A 21,525-nucleotide genomic window follows, 5' to 3' on the forward strand; every position below is an offset into this window, starting at 1 on the left:
AACATGCTCTCCCAGCCCATCGCCGACATCTCAAGCTCCTCTCCCCGGGAACGGACTTCCAGCGGAAGGGTAGCGCGCCGAGCGGACAAGGATACAAATAGAGGGTTAACACAGCCTTATTGTATAAATGCCATCACCGTTGCTCGAACAACGAGGGGCTCTTCAACGACAGATTGAAGGGGGTAAAACTTGCTTGCAAACCAGCACATTAATACCAATTTGCCGACACTTGCAGAGGGAAAACCGTCATCTCCCTCGAAGCGCACAAGGAGCGGCGGGCACCCGCCTATAGCTGACCCTGCTCGGTGACCACGACATCGACAGGCACGTCATGCGGCTCCAGCGCGCCAAGGTCTCCAAGGTCTTCAAACAACGCCGCAGAGCGACATAGCCCGACGGAGACACCGGGAAACGATCGTAGAAAGGCATCATAGTATCCACCGCCGTAGCCGAGGCGATAGCCTCTGCGATCGAAGGCGAGGCCCGGGACGATGGCAACATACCGCGCATCGTATACAGACGGAAGCCTGCACGCGGCGTCGCTCACCCGGTGTTCAGCAAGACGGCCTTGAATGTCCTGTACGTCAGTCTCAGCAACTCGTATGGCAGCGTCGCCCGGGACGGTGGGCAGGCATAGCTCCCGACCCGACTCGGGAACGGGCTCCTGCGTGCCAAACGCGCCCTTCTCAAGACCGTCAAACGAGTCGATGCAATACCACCTGAGCATGGCCGGACCCACGACCCGCGGCAGCGCCACAACCTTGTTAGCGCGCCAGGCCGCGCGGATGATCCCGCGCGTCTCGACCTCGGCCCCAAACGAGAGGTAGGTGCAGACCACCGTGGCGCCTCGATAGACCTCCGTGGCCTCTACACGCCGCGCGATGGCCTCATCGATACGGGCGCGCTCCGCGGCATCCATATTCGACCGCTCCGCCCGAAGGCGACGGCGCAGCGCACGCTTGGCGTCCACCATCGAGGATGCGCATCCCTCATCCTCAGTCATATGCGCACCTCCCGGCCGGTCAATCTCTCTACAGGTGTTCGCGCGATGCCGCCACACAGGTCGACACGGGCGGCACCGGCCCGCTACAGGCCAAGCAGGCGAAGCGCCTCCTCGCGCGTGCGGATATCGGAGCGGAAGACGCCGCGCACGGCCGACGTCATGGTGAGTGCGCCTGCGCTCTTAATGCCCCGCATGGTCATGCACATATGCTCGGCCTCAAGCACCACCAAAACGCCGAGCGGCGCGAGCTCCGCCATCATGGCGTCGGCGATCTGGGCGGTCAGGCGCTCCTGAAGCTGAAGGCGGCGCGCATAGCCGTTCACACAACGGGCGATCTTCGAAAGGCCCGTGATGCGGCCCTCGTGCGGAATGTAGGCCACGTGGGCACGACCGGTAAAGGGCAGAAGGTGGTGCTCGCACAGCGACGAGAAGGGGATGTCGCGCACGATGACCATCTCTTCGTTGTCGCTCTCCTGAAACTGCTTGCGCAGATGATGCGCCGGATCCTCGTCGTAGCCCCCCAGCACCTCCTGCGCGGCGCGCGCCACGCGGTCCGGCGTCTCCAGAAGGCCCGGCCGGTCGGGGTCCTCGCCTACCGCCAGCAAGAACTCGCGAATCGCCGCCTGGGCACGCGCGTTGTCGACTGCCATCGTTACTCCCTACTCGCCCGAGTGCGGGCGCGTCATCGTTTGCTTACTCCGTGGGCCCGAGCTGCCTACAACACGGCGCGCTCGGCGGCCGTCACCACGTGCTGCGCCAGCACAGCCGTCGTCACAGCCCCCACGCCGCCGGGAACCGGCGTGATTCGGGCCACCACGGGCTCTGCCTCATCAAAGCAGACGTCGCCCACCAGCTTGCCGGCGCCCTCGTCCCAGTTGATACCCACATCCACAACAACCTGGCCGGGGGCAACGCAATCCGCACCCACCGTGCGGGTGTGGCCCGCAGCGACCACAAGCACCTCGGCGGCGCGGCATGCGCCCGCAAGATCGCGCGTACGCGTGTGGCACATGGTCACCGTGGCATTCCGAGCCTGAAGCATGAGCGCCACCGGACGGCCAATCACAAGCGACCTGCCCACCACGGTCACGCGCGCGCCTTCGAGCGCCACGCCCGAGCGTTCAAGCAGCTCGACGACGGCCTCGGCGGTGCAGGGCGCAAAGCCGCAGGGCCGGTTGGCAAACACGCCGAACAGCGACCCCGGGGTGATGCCGTCAACGTCCTTGGCGGGGTCGAGCGCCGCACAGACGGCATCCTCGTCCAGCTGTTTTGGCAGCGGCCGAAACACAAGGCACCCGTGGATGGTGGGATCGGCGTTGATGTGTTCGATGACATCGAGTAGATCGGCCTGCTCGCAGTCTGCCGGCAGAACAAATTTCTCGACGGCGATGCCCACCTTGTCGGCTCGCTTGCACGCGCCGCGCTCGTAAGACAGGTCGTCGGGGCGCTCCCCTACGCGCACGATGGCGAGTTTGGGCGCCACCCCACGGGCTGCGAGCCGCTCCACACGGCCCTGCAGCTCCTCGGTAATCTGGGCCGCGATCGGGGCACCACGTAAGAGCTCCGCCATGCTCACTCCCCCGTTCGAATCGCCGTCGCCATGGCGGTGACCAGCGCGTCTGCCTTGGGCGTAAGCGTTACCAGCAGCTCGTCCGCCTCGGCTTCTAGCGCGCGGGCAACAGGGTCCTCGGGCAGGCCAGAGGTGTTCACAAGCACGGTCACGTGTGCCGCGCGCAACGCGCCGGCGGCAAGCGCCGCGCCGCATCCCACGTCGGACCTCATCAGCGTGCTCGACCGCTGTCCCATCGCCTCAAGCAGCTCGATGGCGCGGGCGCAGGCGCGCATGATACGAATGGGCACATCGCAGGCCCCGCGCATAGCGTCCTCGATGCGCTCGGTCCGCGTGGGGTCTACCCGGGGAATGCGGTAGGCCGCGGCCAGGGGCTCGAAGGCCTGGGCGTCCTCCTGAACAAGGTCCAAAAGCTGTTCGCGCAGCTCGTCCGCCGCGGCAAGCAGGCGACGCAGGTCGTCTTCAAAGGCCGCATAGCGCGGCTTGCCCACGGTGAAGTTGCCAGCCATGGAGCACAGCGCCACAGCGAGCGCGCCTGCCATCGCAGCCGCTCCGCCGCCACCCGGCGCGGGCACCTTGGCGGCCAACCGGTCGGCAAACTCGGCGCAGCTCAACGTTGTAAGGTTATCGGACATGCGTGTTCCCTATTCATTCGCATCTATCAACACAGGTCCGCCCCGGCGCATCGACGAAGGCACCCCCGTTGCTAATCGCAACCAGGGATGCCGGCCGATCCATACCAGGGCGGACCCTCGAGCATCGAATCCTAGAACAGCCCCACGATGGTGCCGTCCTCCAGCACGTCAATCTTCTCGGCCGCGGGGACCTTGGGCAGACCGGGCATGGTCATGATGTCGCCCGTAAGTGCCACCACGAACCCGGCACCCGCAGAGACCTTGAGGTTGCGCACCGTGATGCGGAAGTTCTCGGGTGCGCCCAGCTTGTGCTGGTCGTCGGTGAAGGAGTACTGGGTCTTTGCCACACAAACGGGCAGGTTTCCAAAGCCGTTCTCGCGCAGCTGGCGCAGCTGCTTCTTCGCGCCGGGCGTGTAGTCGACGCCGTCGGCGTGATAGATCTTGGTAGCGATGGCGTTCAGGGCCTCTTCGATATCCGTTCCCGTCTCGTAGGAGAAGTGGAACTCATGCGGCTCCTCGCAAAGGCGCATGACCTCCTGAGCAAGCGCCTCGCCGCCGGCGCCGCCCTTCGCCCAGACTTCGGAGAGCGCAACGTTCACGCCCAGCTCGTGGCACTTCTTCTCCACGAGCGCAAGCTCGGCCGGGGTGTCCGTGGGGAACGCGTTGATGGCAACCACGCAGGGCAGGCCATAGACGTCGCGGATGTTCGAGACGTGGCGCAGCAGGTTGGGAAGCCCCGCCTCAAGCGCCTCGAGGTTCTCGGTGGTGAGCTCCGCCTTGGGGACGCCACCGTTGTACTTCAGGGCGCGCACCGTGGCGACGACCACGACGGCGTCGGGATCGAGCCCGGCCATGCGGCACTTGATGTCCAGGAACTTCTCGGCACCCAGGTCGGCACCGAAGCCGGCCTCGGTGACCACGTACTCGCCAAGCTTGAGTGCCGTCTCGGTCGCCTGCACGGAGTTGCAGCCGTGCGCGATGTTGGCGAAGGGACCGCCGTGCACGAACGCCGGGGTGTGCTCGAGCGTCTGCACCAGGTTGGGCTTGATGGCGTCCTTAAGAAGCGCCGCCATGGCACCCTGGGCCTTGAGGTCAGAGGCGGTCACCGGCTTGCCGTCGTAGGTGTAGGCCACCACCATGCGGCCAAGGCGTTCCTTGAGGTCCATGAGGTCGGACGCCAGGCAGAAAGCGGCCATGACCTCGGAGGCCACGGTGATGTCGAAGCCGTCCTCGCGCGGGACGCCCTGCATGCGGCCGCCCAGGCCGTCCACGATGTGGCGCAGCTGGCGATCATTCATGTCCACGGCGCGCTTCCACACGATCTGCTTGGGGTCGATACCAAGGGCATTGCCCTGCTGGATATGGTTGTCGAGCATGGCTGCAAGCAGGTTGTTGGCCGCACCGATAGCATGGAAGTCGCCGGTGAAGTGCAGGTTGATGTCCTCCATGGGCACCACCTGGGCATATCCACCGCCTGCGGCGCCGCCTTTGATGCCAAAGACCGGGCCCAGCGACGGCTCGCGAAGCGCAAGCACGGCCTTCTTGCCCAGACGCGACAGAGCGTCTGCCAGACCGACCGACGTGGTGGTCTTGCCCTCGCCCGCCGGCGTGGGGTTGATGGCGGTAACCAGCACGAGCTTGGCCTTGCGCGGGGCATCCTTCAAGGCGTGGATATCGACCTTGGCCTTATACTTGCCGTAATGCTCCAGCTGGTCCTCGATGAGACCGACCTTTGCGGCCACCTCCGAGATGGGGAGCATCTCCGCTTCTTGCGCGATCTCGATATCCGTCTTGTAGTCTGCCATGCGCGAACCCCTTTCAATTGCCGTGAATGGGCACGCCGCCAACGCGGCGGCGCGGTCATTCCAGTATGGCCTTCCCGGGCGTTTCCGTCGAGAGCGGCGTACAAAAATACCGAAGACGACAATGGCAGATGCGCCGGGCCGGCTCTCGAGCCACAGAGCCTGGCTAGAGCGGGCATGGCACGACCTGCCGAAAAGGGTGGATCATCGGGGTGAGCGGTGGCTGGTCTAGGCGTCCTGCTCGCGCTCGGCCTGCTCGCGCAAGAACCGCTTGAGCGCTGCCTCGGACTTATCCGTGCGCATGGTCTCCATCAGATGCACGATGGTGTCCGTGTAAGGCCAATAGCGCTTGCCAAACGGCGCGTGCCCCTCAAGCCATACCAGCTCGCTTGCCTGCACGTCTTCTGCACGCTTGACCATTTCGGGCAAAGCCTCGACATAGGCCTTCATCCACGTCTGCAAAAGCCCCCACTCGCGCGCATTGGCCGCAGCGAAGGCCTCATCGAACCCCAGGCCGTCGAAGGCATCCTCCTCAAAGGTATCGTCACGCGACGCGATATCCTGTCGCAACAGGTCCAACACCGACTCCTCGGCATGACGAATCGCCTCGCGGGCCTCGTTGCGCGGAGCCTCGAACGGCGCCAGCAGCTCGGTCCGACGGGCAGATGACTCCTCGTCGAGACGCTTGGTCTCACGCTCGCGCAGCTCCACGCGGCTTTTTGCGTCAGAAATCTTGCCATCGATAAGCTCAAGCTCGTCCTTAAGGCGCCGCGCCTTGAACAGCCAGCCTTTCGGACGTGTCCAGGGGCGCACATAGGCAATGCCAACAAGCAGAAGCCAGATGATCACGAACAGCACGCGCAGCTCAACCGCCACCGGCACGAACGCAAGCGCCACAGCGCCCACGATGGCGACTGCGATGTAGACGACGCGGTGCCCGCTTTTCGTCGGCACCTTGCCGTCGTGCTCGGCCGCCTCGCGATAGATCTGCTCGGGATCTGCCCGGCGGGCCTCGAGCTCTTGGATGGTCGCGCGGTCGTCAGCGTTTGCAGACGCGTACGACGACATGGTGGAGACAGCCTTTGCGTAGGACTCATCGGCATCGATGGCCGCCTGCGCCTGCGTGTCAAGATCGGCCAGACGCGCTTGCCACGAGGCGCGTTCGCGCAGCAGCGCGCCAAGCCCTGCCACGGCAAGCCAATCGTTCTCCTGAAGCCACCAGCCCCACGCATGATCGTCCGCCTGCGCCTCCGCAGCTTGAGCGACGGCTGGACCCAGGGCCCCGGCAAGGGCGTCGACATCAAACGATGCGGAGCGCGGCATGGCCTCGATATCGGCGAGCATGGGAAGATGGAGGTCTTCGTCGGTGAGCGCCGCCACGTTGACCGGCAGGCGCGTCTTTAACAGAGAAAGCTCTCGCTCGCCTGCGCGATAGGCCGCCCAGTGCTTCTGGAACTCTCGCATCTCCTCCAGGTTTGCCATGGCATCCCCCATCGATTGGTCGGCCTCTCGGTTTCGGTTTGGGTTTTCGGCCGCCTCTCCATACTACCGCGAAACGCCCCGCGCCGTACGGTCTTCATGGCAAACGGTGAGACGCCCAAATACGAACCTGCGAGGGCAAGACACAGTGCGACGTCACCCCTCCACAACGAATTCTCTACATCATGCAACGCAACTACGCTTGCAACGACGTTTCGATTCATTTCATAGCCGGCATATGGACGTACCGTAGTGCTTGAAGATGCATCAAACATAGGCTTTCGAGCTTTGGAGGGCGTTGTGAGGCGTATCCGTATTACCAGCGTACTGTTACCTTGCGTGCTTGCAGCAGTTATCTTCATGGTGCTTGCAGGATGTACGCCTACGTCCAACGCGGCAACACCCAGCATCGCGCTTCATGCATCAAATGAACCCGTATCTGCAAAAGCGCTATCTTCAAACGCCGAGAATATCACGGTAGACATATCGGATGTAACCATCTCGGACGTCGACGGACAAAACGACAACAATATTGCCCGCCTTACAAAGAGCATGGGACTTCCGACAGCAAAAGACATTCCGGTCATTACCGAAGAGGGAAATGACGATATCGCACACATCGATGAGCAGGGCATGCTTACAGGCGGATATCTTTATGCGGTCGTTTCTGAAACCATCACCAACAACAATTCCGTTTCCGCAACGTATGACGTTAGTCAGTCCAAGTTTTATATCGTCTCGGACGGAACCGTACATCAGCCCGTTGGAGGCATCGACCCCGTAACTTGCAATCCCCACGGCGATAGCAGCAGCAACGCATATTGGCTGATTGAGGTACCCCCTCATTCATCGATAACGGAAACCATTATCTGCGTATTGCCCACGGATACAGCTCACAACGAAAAGCTTGCATACTGCGTCACCCGCGGTCAGGGAGGAACCCAAGGGCTCAATGGTCTCAATGGTTATTGGGCTCATGATCTATGGGAGTAACCTATGCGCCTTGTCATACGTTCATATACAAAGCAGTTTCGACATAATACTGTTCTTGACGACATCACAGCATCATTCGAATCCGGCACCATCTATGGACTGCAAGGGAAAAATGGCTCAGGCAAAACCATGCTGATGCGCGCCTTGTCCGGACTCATTAGACCAACATCCGGAACTGTCGAGGTTGATGGCGTGCCGCTGGGAAAAGACTTCGACATGCTTCCCAGCGTTGGTGTTCTGCTGGAATCGCCAACATTTCTCGACAGCTATACGGGCCTACGAAACCTCGAAACCATTGCTTCGATTCGCCAAGTCGCACACCGAAAACAGCTTGAAGACACACTCCGCCGGGTAGGCCTTGACCCCTTGGACAAGCGACCATATCGAAAGTATTCACTCGGCATGAAGCAACGTCTGGGAATTGCCTGCGCCATTATGGAGTCTCCGGATGTCGTCATGCTTGATGAGCCGTTCAATGCGCTCGATGCATCTGGCATCTCGTTAACCAGGACCATCATCCGCGAGGAAAAAGAACGCGGGGCACTGGTGATTCTTGCCTGCCACGACGCGCAAGAGCTCGCAAATCTAGCAGATGAAATACTCGTCATTGAACAAGGTCGGCTGGTGAGCGTTATCGATGACGTCCGCAAGGGTGTCGAAAATGGTGATGGCCTATGAAAGTCAAGTTTGTCCTGAGGATAATCATCGCTGTCTGTGTCGCAGGCTTTATTGTCACCCGCATTATTTCCGTCAATGCACCATGGGCTTCACGTAAGGCGAAATACTTTGAAATTGGCGAGACCGTTGCATTGGAACGAACGCTCTCGACAGGTGAAACCGTCCATAACGGCGACATTACCATACTGGCTGATCAACCGACAATCATCGACGTTAATCGCCTCCCCGACGTCAATGTAGAATACACCGACCCGCTGCTTTCCTCCGGGAATGCGCATGCTGCTTGGGCAATCCTTATCCCTCTCACCATTTCAAATGAAACGGCGCGCGCAATCTCTCTCCCGCTCATGGACTTTAATCTTCAGTCCGGAGCATGGACCAACGGCACCGATCCAAACCTATTCGAGGCGATAAACCCCAACGTCAGCATGGTCAGCCAGCTCGCAGCCCACAGCACCTTGCACGTTACGATGCCGTTCATTGTTTACGACATAACATGCCCTTCTTACACCGATTTTCAAAACATGGCGAAAAAGAATTACGAACTTCTGCTTTCGCTGTTGCCTAACCGTTGCAGCATCGTGTTTGAAACGAAGCTCATCAACGCATCCAAATGATACGGGAGGCCCCACCATGCTGAGAACAGAAATCTACCGCATGCTGAAAAGTCGTTCATTTCGAATCAGCCTGCTTGTCGGCTGTTCCATTGCCATTTGGGAATTAATCGTTGTTGCCATCCCTTACGCATATGGCCCTGAATGGGCATTCATGAGAAGCGGAGCGGACGGCGCATATCCTCCGTCGCTCTTCAATTCATGGCTTGGTGGTACCCCCTTTTCACTCCCCTCCCTTGTGTATTTCTTTGTTGCACCCCTACTGGCCTGTATCCCTTACGCAAGCTCTCTACACACCGATTGCGCAGGTGGATTTGCCATCCAGCTGCTTGTAAGAAGCGACGCTCGGACATACCTCCGGTCTAAAATCGTTTCCTCAGTTGTGGGCGCAATCGTGGCTGTCGAAATACCCTTGCTCCTCAGCCTCTTGCTCACGGCAACCGTATTGCCCGCACTGCCCCCAGAGGCAACAGCGGGAACGTTCTTTGTTTCTCCTACAGCCATGCTCGGCGATCTGTTTTACGCACACACATGGATGTATCTCATGTCATACTTCCTCATCGAAATATGTACCATATGCGCAATTGCCTGGGCGGGAACGCTGTTGGGACTCGTGCTTCCCAACGCCCTCATGACCACCGTTGCACCGTTTATGATCTGCATGATTCTTTCGGTTGCGCTCACCCCATTTAACGCCAGCTCTTACACCCCAGCCGAGCTTCTCAATCCTTCCCCAACGGGTGCGGCAAACGTCATTGTTGCCCTGATGGCCTATGGAAGCATTCTTATCCTGTGCCTTGTTATTACATGCATCATTACCAAACATATTGAATGGCTACAGCAATGAGCACACCAACCACACTCAAGCTCTTTATTCGCGACCTTCAAGTTGGCAAATACCATATGATTGCACTGGCCTGCGCAACCTGCATCCTATCGGTATTCGGCGTGTTGTCATACCTCTATGCAACCAATCTTGCGCTGCAGCTCATGCCATCGGGTTTTACGTCACATGTGAATCACGACGCGTGGAGCAATCTATGGTTGTTTGGCTGTAACCCTGCAAGCAATCAGCCAGACCTGCCGTTTAGCATGCCTACCAGCTGGATTGGCATGCACCTACTGTTTGTCGCGCTTCCCATTTCGTATGTAACAACAGATTACCGTCGATCCGGCATTCAGATTCTTACTCGAACATCACGGAAAACCTCCTGGTATTTAGCAAAGTTGCTCTGGACAATACTTGCGATCATGCTCGCACTGATGGCAGCGTTGATTCCACTATTATCTCAACCCTCAATCGCAGAAATACTCTTCGAGCCCACGCGGCTACCTGCCTATGCCTCTGCAGCCATACTTTCCACTTCCCTCTCCATACTCGTCACACAGGGATCCTGGCAGCTTGGAGCCATCCCTACACTGCTCGCCTATACAATCTATCTCGGCGTGTGCGCCTATCTTCCTAGCGACAATCCACTGTTTATCGGATCATTAACCATGCTGTGCAGGTATAGAGCATATATAGGCGAGATGCCAATCGCATGTATTGAGACATCCGCGGCCCTCGCTCTCCTGGTGATTTCAACGCTTGTCTGCGTTCTAGCAAGCAAGCGAGACGTTATACCCGGCCCATTGGGAGAATGCAGATGATCTGGAGAACGATGCGCTATACGCGGATTCTATTGGCGGAATCCCGGAAAACCTTCCTGCCGCTTATCGTTGCCCAGGCAATATGTGCAACAGCCCTTAACGTTATGATATCCAACACCCTGCATGATTTCGCCCTTACCAGCTTCGACCATGCAATATGGCTTCTGCAGGATAGATGGGGTCTCTCGCTGCTGTGGTTCGTTACCCCCGCTCTCGAAATAGTCTGCCTCATCTCACTATCGAAGCAACCTTTTGGAGCACCGCTCATCGTTGGCCTAGCGTCTAGAAAGGCACAGTGCGCCGGGCTTCTCGGAGCAGCAACAATTATCGGCGCTCTCTTTGGGTGCTCCATGTGGCTCCAAACCTGGTCGATTAGTCTTGTAAGCGAAATCGAATTCTCCAACGTCTCAAGTCCGACAAGCCTTTATGCATTATTCACCGGTGCGCCTATGGCCCAGAGTCCCGAACCCTCGTACATCCTGGGTGTCACCTTAACCGTGTGCATAGCAGTCTCAATCACCTATGCTCTCGTTGCATCTCTAGCCATCTCATTGATGTCACACCCTATGCCCCTGCTTGTGGGGACCATACTTGTCGGCATACCCAACATCCGAGGCATTCTGCCCAGCATCATGCGTTCTACCTCAGTCGATTACAACAGCTGGCAACTGTCTTCCAACCACGGACTCTGGCTTCAACTTTTCTTTTGCATGCTAACAATTGCGATCGGTTTTGCAGCGTATACACGAATCGATTATTCCTCGACCAGGCGGAAATAGCCTGTGTGAGTCATGCCGCTCTGCCCGCTTTGCCCAAAAGCATGCTGCGCTACGGCATCTTGAATTATCTGCTCGTAGGAATCGATCAGCTCGAATCGGTAGCTGCGTGTGCGCGTTGATCCGTCGGCAAATTCAACGGAAACCTCGATTGAAGTCCCTTCCAGCGTCTTTGCATCTGTTTGAGCGAGCAACACTTCCATGCTGCCAGACCCATTCCCCTCTTCCACGTCGCCCAGCGCCGACCGATACTTATCCAGCACGTCACCAGACAATACATAACTCAACTGGATGGCTTGTGGAGCAGCATTACCACTAGTCGTTAATTCTGTCGAAGCTTGGGCATCTTGGGGATCAAGGTCTTCTGGACAAAGCAGGACACTGGGATTGCTTGAACGGTACGTAACGGAGCGAACGCCAAGACCCTGCACAGATAAATCAATGTGATAGGTTCGAGACACTGAAACGTGAGTAAAATCCGTCACGTCAGTTTCGGCATCATACACATAGCCCGCACTTGATTGAATGGGATAGAACTGGTTTAGCCGAACAAGACTTCCCTCTTCATTCGTTATTGAAACCCCCTGCGCATACACCGCCACATCGAACGAGTAACCCGATAGCCAGGGCAACATCTGAGCAAACACCAAGAGACCTGCAGCGCACACCGCGATGACGGCAGCAGCCGCCCATCTTGAAAAGCCGCCAACGTTATGACGAGGAGATGTTCGTTCCAGCATCCTCGAAAGACGGCTCTGCGGAACAAGCGGTTCTGTTGCGCCGCTCTCATGCCGGGCAACCGCATCGCGTACCCTGTTCACCGCTTCGCCTGGCACATGGATAGAGCCGACGATGTTTACATACCGTGCCCTGATCTCCCTGCTATCCACGACGCTCCTCCTCGATTAGACGTTTCAGCAGACGCCGAGCGCGCAACAGTCGAGAACGTACCGTTACGGGCTTTTCACGCGTGATGTGCGCTATCTCAGTAGGCGAATATCGTTCGACATATGCAAGATGAACGGCGATGCGCATTGCTTTGGGTAGCTTGTTTATTGCGGCAAACACCAGCAAATCATCGCCATCAATTGACTCAGGACTTGCGATGTCACGAGCAAACTCGAGAGGGACGGTCGCATGCCGCGCGTTGCTACGGGCAATGTCTTCACAACACACCGCAGCAATACGCAGCAATTCCTTACGCAAGTCGCGGAACGCAGCTGGGTCGATATGCCCCAAGGCAAACCATCGAAGAAACGTGTTTTGAAACACGTCTTCAGCATCTTCTGTTGAATGAACGGCAATCAGAGCAAACCGGAAAACCGCGTCTCCATGGTCCTGCATCGCTCGCTCAAGATCATCAGCAGAACGACAGGACATCCCATCACCTCACGACCCTTCGCTAACGCAGCCCACTCATAACCAGACTATCAAGACACAGCTAGCCATAAGTGGGGAACGAAATCGTTGCAAGAATCTTTTTTTCGCAGATAGTCCGAAGAACCAACGAATTAGGACAATGAGACCCGGGTTCAAGAAGACGGGCGGCCGCCCCGGCATCTATCCGGAACGGCCGCCCAACCAAACGGCGATGAGGTTATAGCCAGCTCGACGCGGCACGTGCTGAAGCCGAGCGTCTCAGCCGGACGCCTGCCCTATGCGAAGTCGGCGAGCTGGGCAGTCAAAGCCTCGATCTCGGCGCGAAGCTCCTCGGCGCGCTCGCGCTTCTTGGCAACGACCTCGGGGGCCGCCTTAGCAACGAAGCCCTCGTTGGCCAGAGTCTTTTCGGCGCCAGCAAGCTCCTTTTGGTCCTTGGCGATGGTCTTCTCGATGCGCGCCTTCTCGGCAGCGAAGTCCACCAGATCGCCCACGACCACGTAGGCATCAAAGTCGGGACCGGCCAGGGTGATGGAACCCTCGGCCTTCTCCACCGGCTGAGACGGATTGCCAAGGCCCAGGTCGCTCACGTTCGCGAACTCAAGAATGAACGGCATCATGCCCGAGATGGCCTTCTCGGCCTCTGCGGTGTGCGCCTGGATATCGACGTGCAGTGCCTCCTTGGGGCTGATGCGATAACGAGCGCGTGTGGAGCGAACGTCGGTCACGACGGCGCGCGTGAGCTCGAAGGCACGCTCGGCCGGCTCGTTGATCCACTGCTCGTAGTCTGCAGGCTCGGGCCAGGCGGCAATCATCAGAGCCTCGGCGCGATGCGTCTCGCCAGTTGCGGCTTCCACGTCGAGCCAGCTTGCAGGCATGGCATCCCAAATGGCCTCGGTCACAAACGGCATGAGCGGATGCATGAGGCGCAAGCTCGTATCGAGCACGAAGATGAGGTTGCGCTGCGCCTGCAGGCGGCCCGCCTCGTCCTTGAGCCTCGTCTTGGTGACCTCGACGTACCAGTCGCAGACCTCGTTCCAGAAGAACGCCTGGACACTGCGGGCGACATCACCGAAGGTATAGCCCTCGATGCCTGCGGTCATCGACGCGACCATCTTGGCCAGACGGCTGAACATCCAGGCATCGGCCGCGGTCTCGGCAACGGGGGCACCGGGGGTGTAGCCCTCCATGTTCATAAGCAGGAAGCGGCTCGCGTTCCAAATCTTAGTCACAAATGCCTTGGCTTGCTCGGTGCGCGGGCTGCCCTTGAACTCATGCGTCTTCTTATCGATGTCCGCGTCAAACTTCACATCCTGGTTGTTCGTGAACAGGGACAGCAGATTGAAGCGCATGGCGTCGGCGCCGTATTTGTCCATGAGGTCCATGGGGTCCACGCCGTTGCCCTTCGACTTGGACATGCGGCTGCCGTCCTTGGCAAGAATCGTCGGGTAGATGACGACGTCGTGGAACGGCTCCTCGTCCAGGAAGTACTCAGAGCTCATGATCATACGGGCGACCCACAGCGCGATGATGTCACGCGCAGTCACGAGCGCCGTCGTAGGATGATGCCCCTCAAGCAGCTCGGGCTTCTGCGGCCAACCCTGCGTGGCAAAGGTCCACAGCTGGCTGGAGAACCAGGTATCGAGCACGTTCTCGTCCTGATGCACATGGTGGCTGCCGCACTTGGGACACACGTCGGTGTCCTCCATGAGGGCGTCTTCCCAGCCGCAGTCCTCGCAGTAGAACACGGGGATGCGATGACCCCACCAGAGCTGGCGCGAGATGCACCAGTCCTTGAGGTTTTCCATCCAGGTGAGGTAACTCTGCTTCCAACGGTCGGCGTTGAAACGCACGCGGCCGGACTCCACGGCCTCGATCGCAGGGCCCTTGAGCTTGTCGACGGCCACGAACCACTGCTCCGAGAGCCAGGGCTCGAGCGTGGTGTCGCAGCGATAGCAATGCATGACGGAGTGGTCGTGCTCCTCGATGTGGTCGAGCAGACCATGCTCCTCGAACCACGCAACGACGGCCTCACGGCACTCGTCACGCGTCATGCCCGAGAACTCGCCGTAGCCGTCCACGACGACCGCGTGCTCGTCGAAGATGTTGATCTGCGGCAGGTTGTGCGCCTGGCCCATGGCGTAGTCGTTGGGATCGTGCGCCGGCGTGACCTTCACGAAGCCCGAGCCGAAGCCCGCGTCCACGTGCCAATCCTCGAAGATGGGGATCTCGCGGTTCACGATGGGCAGCATGACGGTCTTGCCCACGAAGGCAGCCTTCTCGGGGTCCTTCGGCGAGACGGCCACGCCCGTGTCGCCGAGCATGGTCTCGGGACGCGTGGTGGCGACAACGATGTAGTCCTGGCCGTTCACGGGCTCGGTCAGCGGGTAACGAAGGTGCCAGAGATGACCCTTCTCCTCCTTGTACTCGGCCTCGTCGTCCGAGATGGCCGTGGTGCAGCTGGGGCACCAGTTGACGATGCGCTTGCCGCGGTAGATGAGCCCGTCGTGGTACCAGTCGCAGAAGACCTTGCGGACGGCCTCGGCGTAGTCGTCATCCATGGTGAAGCGCTCGTTCTCGAAGTCGACCGAGCAGCCCATGCGCTTGATCTGCTCTTTGATGGTTCCACCATACTCGTGGGTCCAGTCCCAGCAGGCATCGATAAAGGCCTCACGGCCCATCTCGAGGCGGTTCTTGCCCTCGCTCTTCAGCTTCTTGTCGACCTTGGTCTGCGTGGCGATGCCCGCGTGGTCGGTGCCCAGAATCCACTGCGTGGAGCGGCCGCGCATGCGCGCCTCGCGGACGATGGCATCCTGAATGGAGTCGTCGAGCGCGTGGCCCATGTGCAGCTTGCCCGTCACGTTGGGCGGCGGAATAACGACGGTGCAGTCGCCTTTGCCGGGACGGCGCTTGTAATAGTCGCCGTCGAGCCACTTTTGCAGGATCTTCGGCTCGTTGTCGGCCGGATCGTAGGTCTTGGGCATCTCTTCCATGGAAGCTTCCTCTCGGGAATCGGTTGTCGAGGTTGCAAGCGATTTTTCAGTCTTCGAGGTTACCACGAATGCAGGTTCATGGCATAGCGCAAGCGCCTCGAAACAAGTCCTACAAGGGGATGGGCACATTTAGGAAAACGCTGATTACTGCCTCCTTGCGCCCCTTCGTGCACATTCACTTCGGAAAAGGGCGTCCGAAACGCGATCGGCCGAGTAGACCAGGATACCCGACGGACAAAGCCCCTGGTAGATGGCCCGGGGCTTAACGGCCTACTCGGCGATTCCGAAAAGGGACGCCCTTTTCCGAAACGAATGTCTCGGGACGCGTAGACGTGCGCACGAAAGAACGGGCTGACGGCTATATCAAAGCTGCGGGAACGACGGTCGGCGATGTCATCAAGACCGTTTGGGAACACATCGCCCGCACCGGCGAGGTGCCGCAGGTGTCTAACGAGGCCATGGGAGCGATCCGTCCCGAATGGGAGGCGTTTCTAGCCGTGCGGGAGGGGCAAGGTGCCTTTTGGGACATGTTAACGACAGAGCCGATACTTCCGGTTTCTGCTCGTTGGCGCAGCCGTCGCCTCTATGCGTCCCTGAGCGATGAGCTCGCGCACACGGCGTCGAGCCTGACTCAGCGAAAGCCCGTTCTGCTTCGCAAGCTCGTTGATGGACAGCTCGCTGTGCTCACCAAGGGACTGCTCTATGCCGGATACATCCGACGCGAAATCAACTCGAGAACCAGCGCTTGCCCTCTCGCTCGGTCGCCAGAGGATTACCTTGAAATGGTCGATTGCCGGATAAAACTCGGGCGGCCGCAATCCACGCTTTTCCATCTCTGCCATCATGAGCAAGATGCCCGTTCCGTTGCCTTCTGCCGGCGCACCCGCACCGCTGGGCAAAGGGACCAGTGACAATAGCTTCATGAGTGTAGCGTTACGACAGCACGACCGTCCGTCAGCAAGATCTCCCCATGACTTTCCCCAAAGACCACCAGGATTCGTGAGCTCGACGCGATCGTCGAATATATCGACAGACACCGCCTCACCATCGAACCGAGGGTTGTAGCTACGATGCACGAGAGCGTTCGTGACAGCCTCTCTGAGAACGAGTTCCGGTATTTCAAGCTCGTCAGAACGTCCAAGAGACGACACCGTGGATCGACGCTTCAGGTTCTTTGCAACGGCATGGACGGCGTCCTCGATCATCTCGCCGATGGTACCCTCACACACGACGCGATCCCTAAAACGCAGCGACCCTGAACCCCCTTTCGACGTGCCAATATGAGCAGCAATGTCGACCGCGAGCTTCGGGAAAAACTGCTGTGGATACTTCCCGGCAACCAAGAGTCCCGCACGGACGACGTCTCCTTGGCTATTCGTAAGGTTAAGTCGCTTGAGTCGCTCATCGATGCTATCGGCACCGCGCATCGACCGGGGCGAGAGCATGAGAGCGCGGGAGAAGAGCACCTCGCAAACCGCTTCATCAAGATCGTCGACCGATGCCCCATCAACAGGAGCACGATCGGACGCATCTACGGCTGTTACCGATTGAATGGCATAGAGCTCGTTGGGCGAAAGCCGAATATCTTTATCGTCAACGCGCTTGTAGCCTCCGCCTTGAATACCGCGTGCCCTGATAAAGCAGGGCTTTTGCGCAGCAGGCAGCTCATCGACATAAATCACAAGTACAGGGCGACCATCGAGAATCTCGCGTTCGATTTGATATTCAGGCGGGTTCTCAAGAACGCTTCGCGAGCCGCCATCCCCTATTCCCGACACAAATTGGTCGCAGACCCGGTCGATGGGAAAATCTGGAACCGGGGTGAAACCGTCAGCCTCATTGACGCCCAAGAGCAACGTGCCTCCGCGCGTGTTTGCAAAGGCGCTAACCGTCTCCCACACATCCTTTGAGAGTCCAACGGTGCAGCTCTTGGCTTCGTAGGTGGCATCATCCGTTCCCTGGGAGCGGAGTCTTTCGATAATCTGCGCTAACGCCATTACACCCATCTCCCACACCTTGTCAGTGACACTCTGTCACTGACAATTGTACGTGACGATGAGCTTATTGTCAGTGACAATCGGATAGCAAGACTCGTGGTGAGGCCACATTCCTCAAACGGGCGTCTGCGGGGGACGAAGCCAACCAAGGCGCCCAAAAGGGGCTTTGACCTCTTTAGCTGCCCTAATCCTCGAGCAGATAATCGCAGATAAGAGGCATGTCGAAGCGAACATAGCCGCGTCCGGCAGGCGTGATGAGCCCTTGCTCGACGAGCCGGCTGCGATACACACGCGCGTAGTTTGTAGTCTTGCCCATGCGCTGAGCGATGTCCGTCATACTGCTCGGCTCATCCACATCCGGCAGCATCGCCTCCAGAAACGCCAAGTCACCCTCTGAAAGATCCTGGCACGTCTTACGCACAACACCGGAGATAAAATCTTCCCGAGCACGAGCGGCGCCCTGTGATGCGTCTTCATCCACGATGCATGCACGCTCTCCCGAAGCCGCCCACGTTCTAAAACCGACGAGCTGCATCATGTAAGCAAAACCATCCGTCGCGGCGACCGCCCTATCAAGCGCCGCGTCCTCAATCGTTTTGCCCGCATCTTCAACGGTCTCTCTGAAGGCTATACGAACGTCGTAATCATCGATTCTTCCAAGCTGATGTTGGGCCGCCCGACGCAAAAACGAAGCGGATTTATCTGAAAGCAGCGTCGAAACATTTGCCGGCAAGCCAGCCATGAACAGCGCCACTTTTCGATTCTCACGGACGAAGTGCTGATAGGTTGCAGCAAAATCAATCAGCTCCTCCAAGGATGGATCGACTTCGTCAATAGTAATCAGTAAGCCCAAGCCATGGTTCTCGAGAGTGCCGAGCAGTCGCGTCATTCTTGTACGCCAATTTCCCTTCTCGGGGTCTCGATATTCCCACGACGCGCCAAACAACGCCGGAATCGAAAGGGATGTAAGTCGAGCGCCCACACGGGATGAAACCAACTCGTCAGCTGCATCGGTCGCACGCTCTATGATGTCCTCGAGCATGCCGGGTCGCGCGGTGACATTTGCAGCAACCCAACCGAATTCACTTGATCTTGCAGCAAGATAAGCTAGCAATACAGTCTTCCCCACTCCGCGTGGTCCAGAGAACAGGCTGCACAGATTCGGATCTCCTCCACCATTGCGGAGCGCGGTCTCAACCTCTTGAAGCAGCAAGTCTCGCCCCGCAAGCACTGCCGGAACCTTACCGAATGTGGGTGTAAAGGGATTGGGCGCTGTCAATCGGATGCTCCTTTCGCACGCTTACCGACAGGATACCCCGTCATCCATCCGTTTTTTTCTTTTGCTCTTCTTTTTTTCTTTTGCTCTTTTGGAATCGGAGCGACGGGCCCCGTGCGGGACGGCAGAAAAACTTCTGGGGAGCGCGTTCTTCCGGGGCCGCTAGGAGAATTTCGATGTCCGGCGCATCAATAGCGATTACCGCCATTTTTTGCCGCCAAATTGGCGGGAAAAGTTGGCGGTAATCGGTCGCTTTCAATGGCAGCCGGGCCGTCCGCGCGCTTGCGGACGGCCCGGAATCCTACTTGCCTGTCATGACATGTCAGCAGCCATGAGCGCTACTCCTCGCTGGCCCGGCGGTACATCACCGTCGCCATCTGGGCGCGGGTGAGGTCGCCCGAGGGGCCGAGCTCGCCGGTGTTGTCGTAGCCCTTGAGCAGGCCCGTGGAGACGGCCCACTCGACGGCGTCCTCAGCCCAAGAGCTCGTCTCGGAGCCGTCGGGAAACTTGCCCAGGTCCGCGCCCTCCGACGTCGAGCCCGCGTTGCGCCAGAACACGACCGCGAGCTGCTCGCGGGTGAGCTCGGCGTCGGGGTCGAAGCGGCCGGAGCCGTCGTCGTAGCCGGTCATGAGGCCTTGCTCGGTCGCCCAGGTGACCGCCTTGGCATACCAGGCGGACGCGTCGCAGTCGGTGTAGCCCGAGACCTTCGAGCCGTCGACCTCGGGGCAGCCCGCCTGCTTGTAGAGGACGGAGGCGAGCTGGGCGCGCGTGAGCGTGTCGTCGGGGCCGAACCTGTGCGAGCCGTCATCGTAGCCGGTCATCACGCCGTTCTCGACGGCCCAGTCGACCGCGTCGTGGTACCAGGCCCCGACCTCGACGTCCGCGAGGGAGTGGGCGGCGCAGGCGTCCCCGCCGTCGCACACGAAGCGGACCTCGACGGTGACTGCGCTGTCCGGCATCGTGAACGTCCAGGTGCCGGACTTATCCCCGGGCGTGGTCGGGACGGCCTTGCCATCCGCGTCGGTGACGGCCACCGACCACGCGAGCCTGCCCGCCTCGGGCGTCGCGGTGACCGTGACCACGTCGCCCGCCGCGGCGCTGGAGCTCGAGACGGCGACCTTGCCGCCAGCGGCCTCGGGCACCTTGACCTCCTCGGGAGGCGTGACCGAAGGCTCGTCGGGCTCCTCGACAGGAGGCGTCACTGACGGATTGTCCGGCTCCACGACCGGGGGCACCGGCGTTGCCGTTTGTGTCACTGTATAGGTGTTGCCATTTTTCGCCAGAGTATATCCCTCTCCAGCAATAATTGACCCAGCAAACGAAACGCCGTTTCTGACATCAAGAGTGAATGTAACTTCGCGAGACACTACAACGTTCTCTGCAGAGTTGGCAAGCAGAGAGACTTCCCCATTACTCCGAACTGCATTTACTGCACTAGCAAGAGTGTTATAAGCAGTGCCATTGCTGGCAATGGCGGTAGCAGCTATTCCGTCAAACGGAGTAACAACATGCTTAGTAAATGCAGGAACCTTGTTGCCAAACAAAAGCGTGCCGCCATTACCCTGCAAATATTTCACGCCAATATAAGAATCAAACGCTACGTTATCAATAGTTATGGTTCCATTAGGTCCTTGGCTAGAATCTTCTGATCCGCACTGGATACCAACGTATCCACCAAGGAAGCCATTTGCACCTGTTATTCCCAAATAATCCGGACCGTTTCCTTGAATAGAAACGTTGTCAGCATTCGAAATGCATAGACCATAAACGTTGCAGACACGATCAGGAATTCCCGAGAAGTTACTAACGCTCGCGAGCTTAACTGTTAAGCCGTTAACCCCGTAGCCATCAGAATGGTTACCCTGCACATTGAGGAGACGTGCTCCAGTCAGAGCTGATTTAGTTGCAGTGCCATCATCAGAAACATGCTCGTCCTCAAAAGTCCATTCAGGGCTTTCGTAATCAAGCGTGCATGTATCGAGTGTCAAATTGCTTATGTAAGCAGACGTTCCGTCAACGGTAATTCCAGTCCACCAATGCTGGACACCAGTGGCGTCGTTCATCGGTGTAATGATAAAAGTGCACAGATTAAACGTTATATTGCTAGAGTTGCCCTCAACAAGAACTGCCGACTTATCGCTTTCGTCCTTGCCCGTGATGCCGTCCATAAACACAGACTCACAAAGATCAAACCCGCAATAGGAGACTGTTACATTCGAGGAATCCTTAATCACAATGTAAGGTTGTGTCACATTGGCGCTACTGGTATCCACCCAATCATCAGGAGTGTTAGCTGACTGCCCGTTGTATGAAAAATCTAATCCCGAGATATCTATTCCATCAGAGTGCTCTATCGAAATAGTCTCGATACCACCATAGATGCCGGAAAGCTTGAAATGCAGGTTACTCTTATTCGAAACGACAACATTCTCCACGCGATACGCGTTATCACCAATCAGAATTGTGTCGCCATTTTCGGCAGCATTAACAGCTGCTTGTACCGAGTCATACGTCGCGTCATCAATCTTGGCAACATAGTTCTGAACGGTATAACTATCCTCTGCAAATCAGAACCACCCGCACAGCGGGTGGTTTGCTCTTAGGGTATAACCCTATGGCCCCAGGCCAGGGACTCAAGTCCCTGGCCTGAACTGGCGTTCAGGCCCGATGGCCCCTTGACTC

General features: G+C 58.5%; 17 protein-coding genes. 5 read left to right on the top strand and 12 right to left on the bottom strand.

The genetic code is table 11. From position 1 onward, the window contains the following. Window positions 1-286: 286 nt before the first annotated feature. The 6 genes from B5F33_RS10075 to B5F33_RS10100 all read right to left on the bottom strand — a co-directional run bounded on the left by B5F33_RS10075 (window position 287) and on the right by B5F33_RS10100 (window position 6,492). Window positions 287-1,003, bottom strand: coding sequence for a 5-formyltetrahydrofolate cyclo-ligase (locus B5F33_RS10075; RefSeq protein WP_143757977.1), 717 nt, complete (start codon window positions 1,001-1,003; stop codon window positions 287-289). Between the two features lie 83 nt (window positions 1,004-1,086). Continuing rightward, entirely contained in the window at window positions 1,087-1,653 is a 567-nt protein-coding gene (gene folE / locus B5F33_RS10080; protein ID WP_087411687.1) for a GTP cyclohydrolase I FolE, read from the bottom strand. 65 nt (window positions 1,654-1,718) lie between these two features. Continuing rightward, window positions 1,719-2,573, bottom strand: a complete 855-nt coding sequence (locus tag B5F33_RS10085; protein WP_087411688.1) for a tetrahydrofolate dehydrogenase/cyclohydrolase catalytic domain-containing protein — start codon at window positions 2,571-2,573, stop codon at window positions 1,719-1,721. Window positions 2,574-2,575: 2 nt separating this feature from the next. Continuing rightward, window positions 2,576-3,208, bottom strand: coding sequence for a cyclodeaminase/cyclohydrolase family protein (locus B5F33_RS10090; RefSeq protein WP_087411689.1), 633 nt, complete (start codon window positions 3,206-3,208; stop codon window positions 2,576-2,578). 131 nt (window positions 3,209-3,339) lie between these two features. Beyond that, complete coding sequence (locus B5F33_RS10095) at window positions 3,340-5,013, bottom strand: formate--tetrahydrofolate ligase (RefSeq protein ID WP_087411690.1); 1,674 nt, start codon at window positions 5,011-5,013, stop codon at window positions 3,340-3,342. Between the two features lie 225 nt (window positions 5,014-5,238). After that, complete coding sequence (locus B5F33_RS10100; protein ID WP_143757978.1) at window positions 5,239-6,492, bottom strand: hypothetical protein; 1,254 nt, start codon at window positions 6,490-6,492, stop codon at window positions 5,239-5,241. Window positions 6,493-6,741: 249 nt separating this feature from the next. Here B5F33_RS10100 and B5F33_RS10105 point away from each other — a divergent pair, with 249 nt between their 5' ends. From B5F33_RS10105 to B5F33_RS10850, 5 genes are read left to right on the top strand one after another with little or no spacing between them, the layout of a single operon-like run. Then, the gene (locus B5F33_RS10105; RefSeq protein ID WP_143757979.1) at window positions 6,742-7,482 is read left to right on the top strand and encodes a hypothetical protein; all 741 of its coding nucleotides are present in this window, start codon (window positions 6,742-6,744) and stop codon (window positions 7,480-7,482) included. A 3-nt stretch (window positions 7,483-7,485) separates the two neighbouring features. Beyond that, a complete protein-coding gene (locus B5F33_RS10110; RefSeq protein WP_087411693.1) occupies window positions 7,486-8,160 on the top strand; it encodes an ATP-binding cassette domain-containing protein in 675 nt (224 codons plus the stop codon). Then, window positions 8,157-8,777, top strand: coding sequence for a hypothetical protein (locus B5F33_RS10115; protein WP_087411694.1), 621 nt, complete (start codon window positions 8,157-8,159; stop codon window positions 8,775-8,777). Before B5F33_RS10110 ends, B5F33_RS10115 begins: the two co-directional genes overlap by 4 nt. Before the next feature lie 16 nt (window positions 8,778-8,793). Further along, the gene (locus tag B5F33_RS10120) at window positions 8,794-9,621 is read left to right on the top strand and encodes a hypothetical protein (protein WP_087411695.1); all 828 of its coding nucleotides are present in this window, start codon (window positions 8,794-8,796) and stop codon (window positions 9,619-9,621) included. Beyond that, window positions 9,618-10,424, top strand: coding sequence for a hypothetical protein (locus B5F33_RS10850; RefSeq protein WP_158095358.1), 807 nt, complete (start codon window positions 9,618-9,620; stop codon window positions 10,422-10,424). The genes B5F33_RS10120 and B5F33_RS10850 overlap by 4 nt, the downstream gene beginning before the upstream one ends. 754 nt (window positions 10,425-11,178) lie before the next feature. On the opposite strand, the gene B5F33_RS10130 is transcribed toward B5F33_RS10850, so the two are convergent. The 6 genes from B5F33_RS10130 to B5F33_RS10935 form a co-directional block, all read right to left on the bottom strand. Next, the gene (locus B5F33_RS10130; RefSeq protein ID WP_087411697.1) at window positions 11,179-12,090 is read right to left on the bottom strand and encodes a hypothetical protein; all 912 of its coding nucleotides are present in this window, start codon (window positions 12,088-12,090) and stop codon (window positions 11,179-11,181) included. Then, window positions 12,083-12,580 (bottom strand): sigma factor-like helix-turn-helix DNA-binding protein, encoded by a 498-nt coding sequence (locus tag B5F33_RS10135; protein WP_087411698.1) that lies wholly within the window; start codon window positions 12,578-12,580, stop codon window positions 12,083-12,085. The genes B5F33_RS10130 and B5F33_RS10135 overlap by 8 nt, the downstream gene beginning before the upstream one ends. Window positions 12,581-12,855: 275 nt before the next feature. Then, window positions 12,856-15,570: a valine--tRNA ligase gene (locus B5F33_RS10140; protein WP_087411699.1), complete on the bottom strand. Its 2,715-nt coding sequence runs from the start codon at window positions 15,568-15,570 to the stop codon at window positions 12,856-12,858. Between the two features lie 530 nt (window positions 15,571-16,100). Next, entirely contained in the window at window positions 16,101-17,576 is a 1,476-nt protein-coding gene (locus B5F33_RS10145) for an ATP-binding protein (protein ID WP_087411700.1), read from the bottom strand. 175 nt (window positions 17,577-17,751) lie between these two features. Beyond that, window positions 17,752-18,846: an ATP-binding protein gene (locus tag B5F33_RS10150; protein ID WP_087411701.1), complete on the bottom strand. Its 1,095-nt coding sequence runs from the start codon at window positions 18,844-18,846 to the stop codon at window positions 17,752-17,754. A 335-nt stretch (window positions 18,847-19,181) separates the two neighbouring features. Beyond that, window positions 19,182-20,066 carry an S-layer homology domain-containing protein gene (locus B5F33_RS10935; RefSeq protein WP_158095359.1) on the bottom strand — a complete coding sequence of 295 codons (885 nt, stop codon included), beginning with the start codon at window positions 20,064-20,066 and terminating at the stop codon, window positions 19,182-19,184. Between the last annotated feature and the right edge of the window lie 1,459 nt (window positions 20,067-21,525).

Source organism: Collinsella sp. An2, from assembly GCF_002160065.1.
Lineage (GTDB): Bacteria > Actinomycetota > Coriobacteriia > Coriobacteriales > Coriobacteriaceae > Limicola.

Bases quoted from the DNA above. Each gene is read 5' to 3' on its own strand.
- B5F33_RS10075 (WP_143757977.1), bottom strand. From the start codon at position 1,003: ATGACTGAGGATGAGGGATGCGCATCCTCGATGGTGGACGCCAAGCGT.
- folE (WP_087411687.1), bottom strand. From the start codon at position 1,653: ATGGCAGTCGACAACGCGCGTGCCCAGGCGGCGATTCGCGAGTTCTTG.
- B5F33_RS10085 (WP_087411688.1), bottom strand. From the start codon at position 2,573: ATGGCGGAGCTCTTACGTGGTGCCCCGATCGCGGCCCAGATTACCGAG.
- B5F33_RS10090 (WP_087411689.1), bottom strand. From the start codon at position 3,208: ATGTCCGATAACCTTACAACGTTGAGCTGCGCCGAGTTTGCCGACCGG.
- B5F33_RS10095 (WP_087411690.1), bottom strand. From the start codon at position 5,013: ATGGCAGACTACAAGACGGATATCGAGATCGCGCAAGAAGCGGAGATG.
- B5F33_RS10100 (WP_143757978.1), bottom strand. From the start codon at position 6,492: ATGGCAAACCTGGAGGAGATGCGAGAGTTCCAGAAGCACTGGGCGGCC.
- B5F33_RS10110 (WP_087411693.1), top strand. From the start codon at position 7,486: ATGCGCCTTGTCATACGTTCATATACAAAGCAGTTTCGACATAATACT.
- B5F33_RS10115 (WP_087411694.1), top strand. From the start codon at position 8,157: ATGAAAGTCAAGTTTGTCCTGAGGATAATCATCGCTGTCTGTGTCGCA.
- B5F33_RS10120 (WP_087411695.1), top strand. From the start codon at position 8,794: ATGCTGAGAACAGAAATCTACCGCATGCTGAAAAGTCGTTCATTTCGA.
- B5F33_RS10850 (WP_158095358.1), top strand. From the start codon at position 9,618: ATGAGCACACCAACCACACTCAAGCTCTTTATTCGCGACCTTCAAGTT.
- B5F33_RS10135 (WP_087411698.1), bottom strand. From the start codon at position 12,580: ATGTCCTGTCGTTCTGCTGATGATCTTGAGCGAGCGATGCAGGACCAT.
- B5F33_RS10140 (WP_087411699.1), bottom strand. From the start codon at position 15,570: ATGGAAGAGATGCCCAAGACCTACGATCCGGCCGACAACGAGCCGAAG.
- B5F33_RS10145 (WP_087411700.1), bottom strand. From the start codon at position 17,576: ATGGGTGTAATGGCGTTAGCGCAGATTATCGAAAGACTCCGCTCCCAG.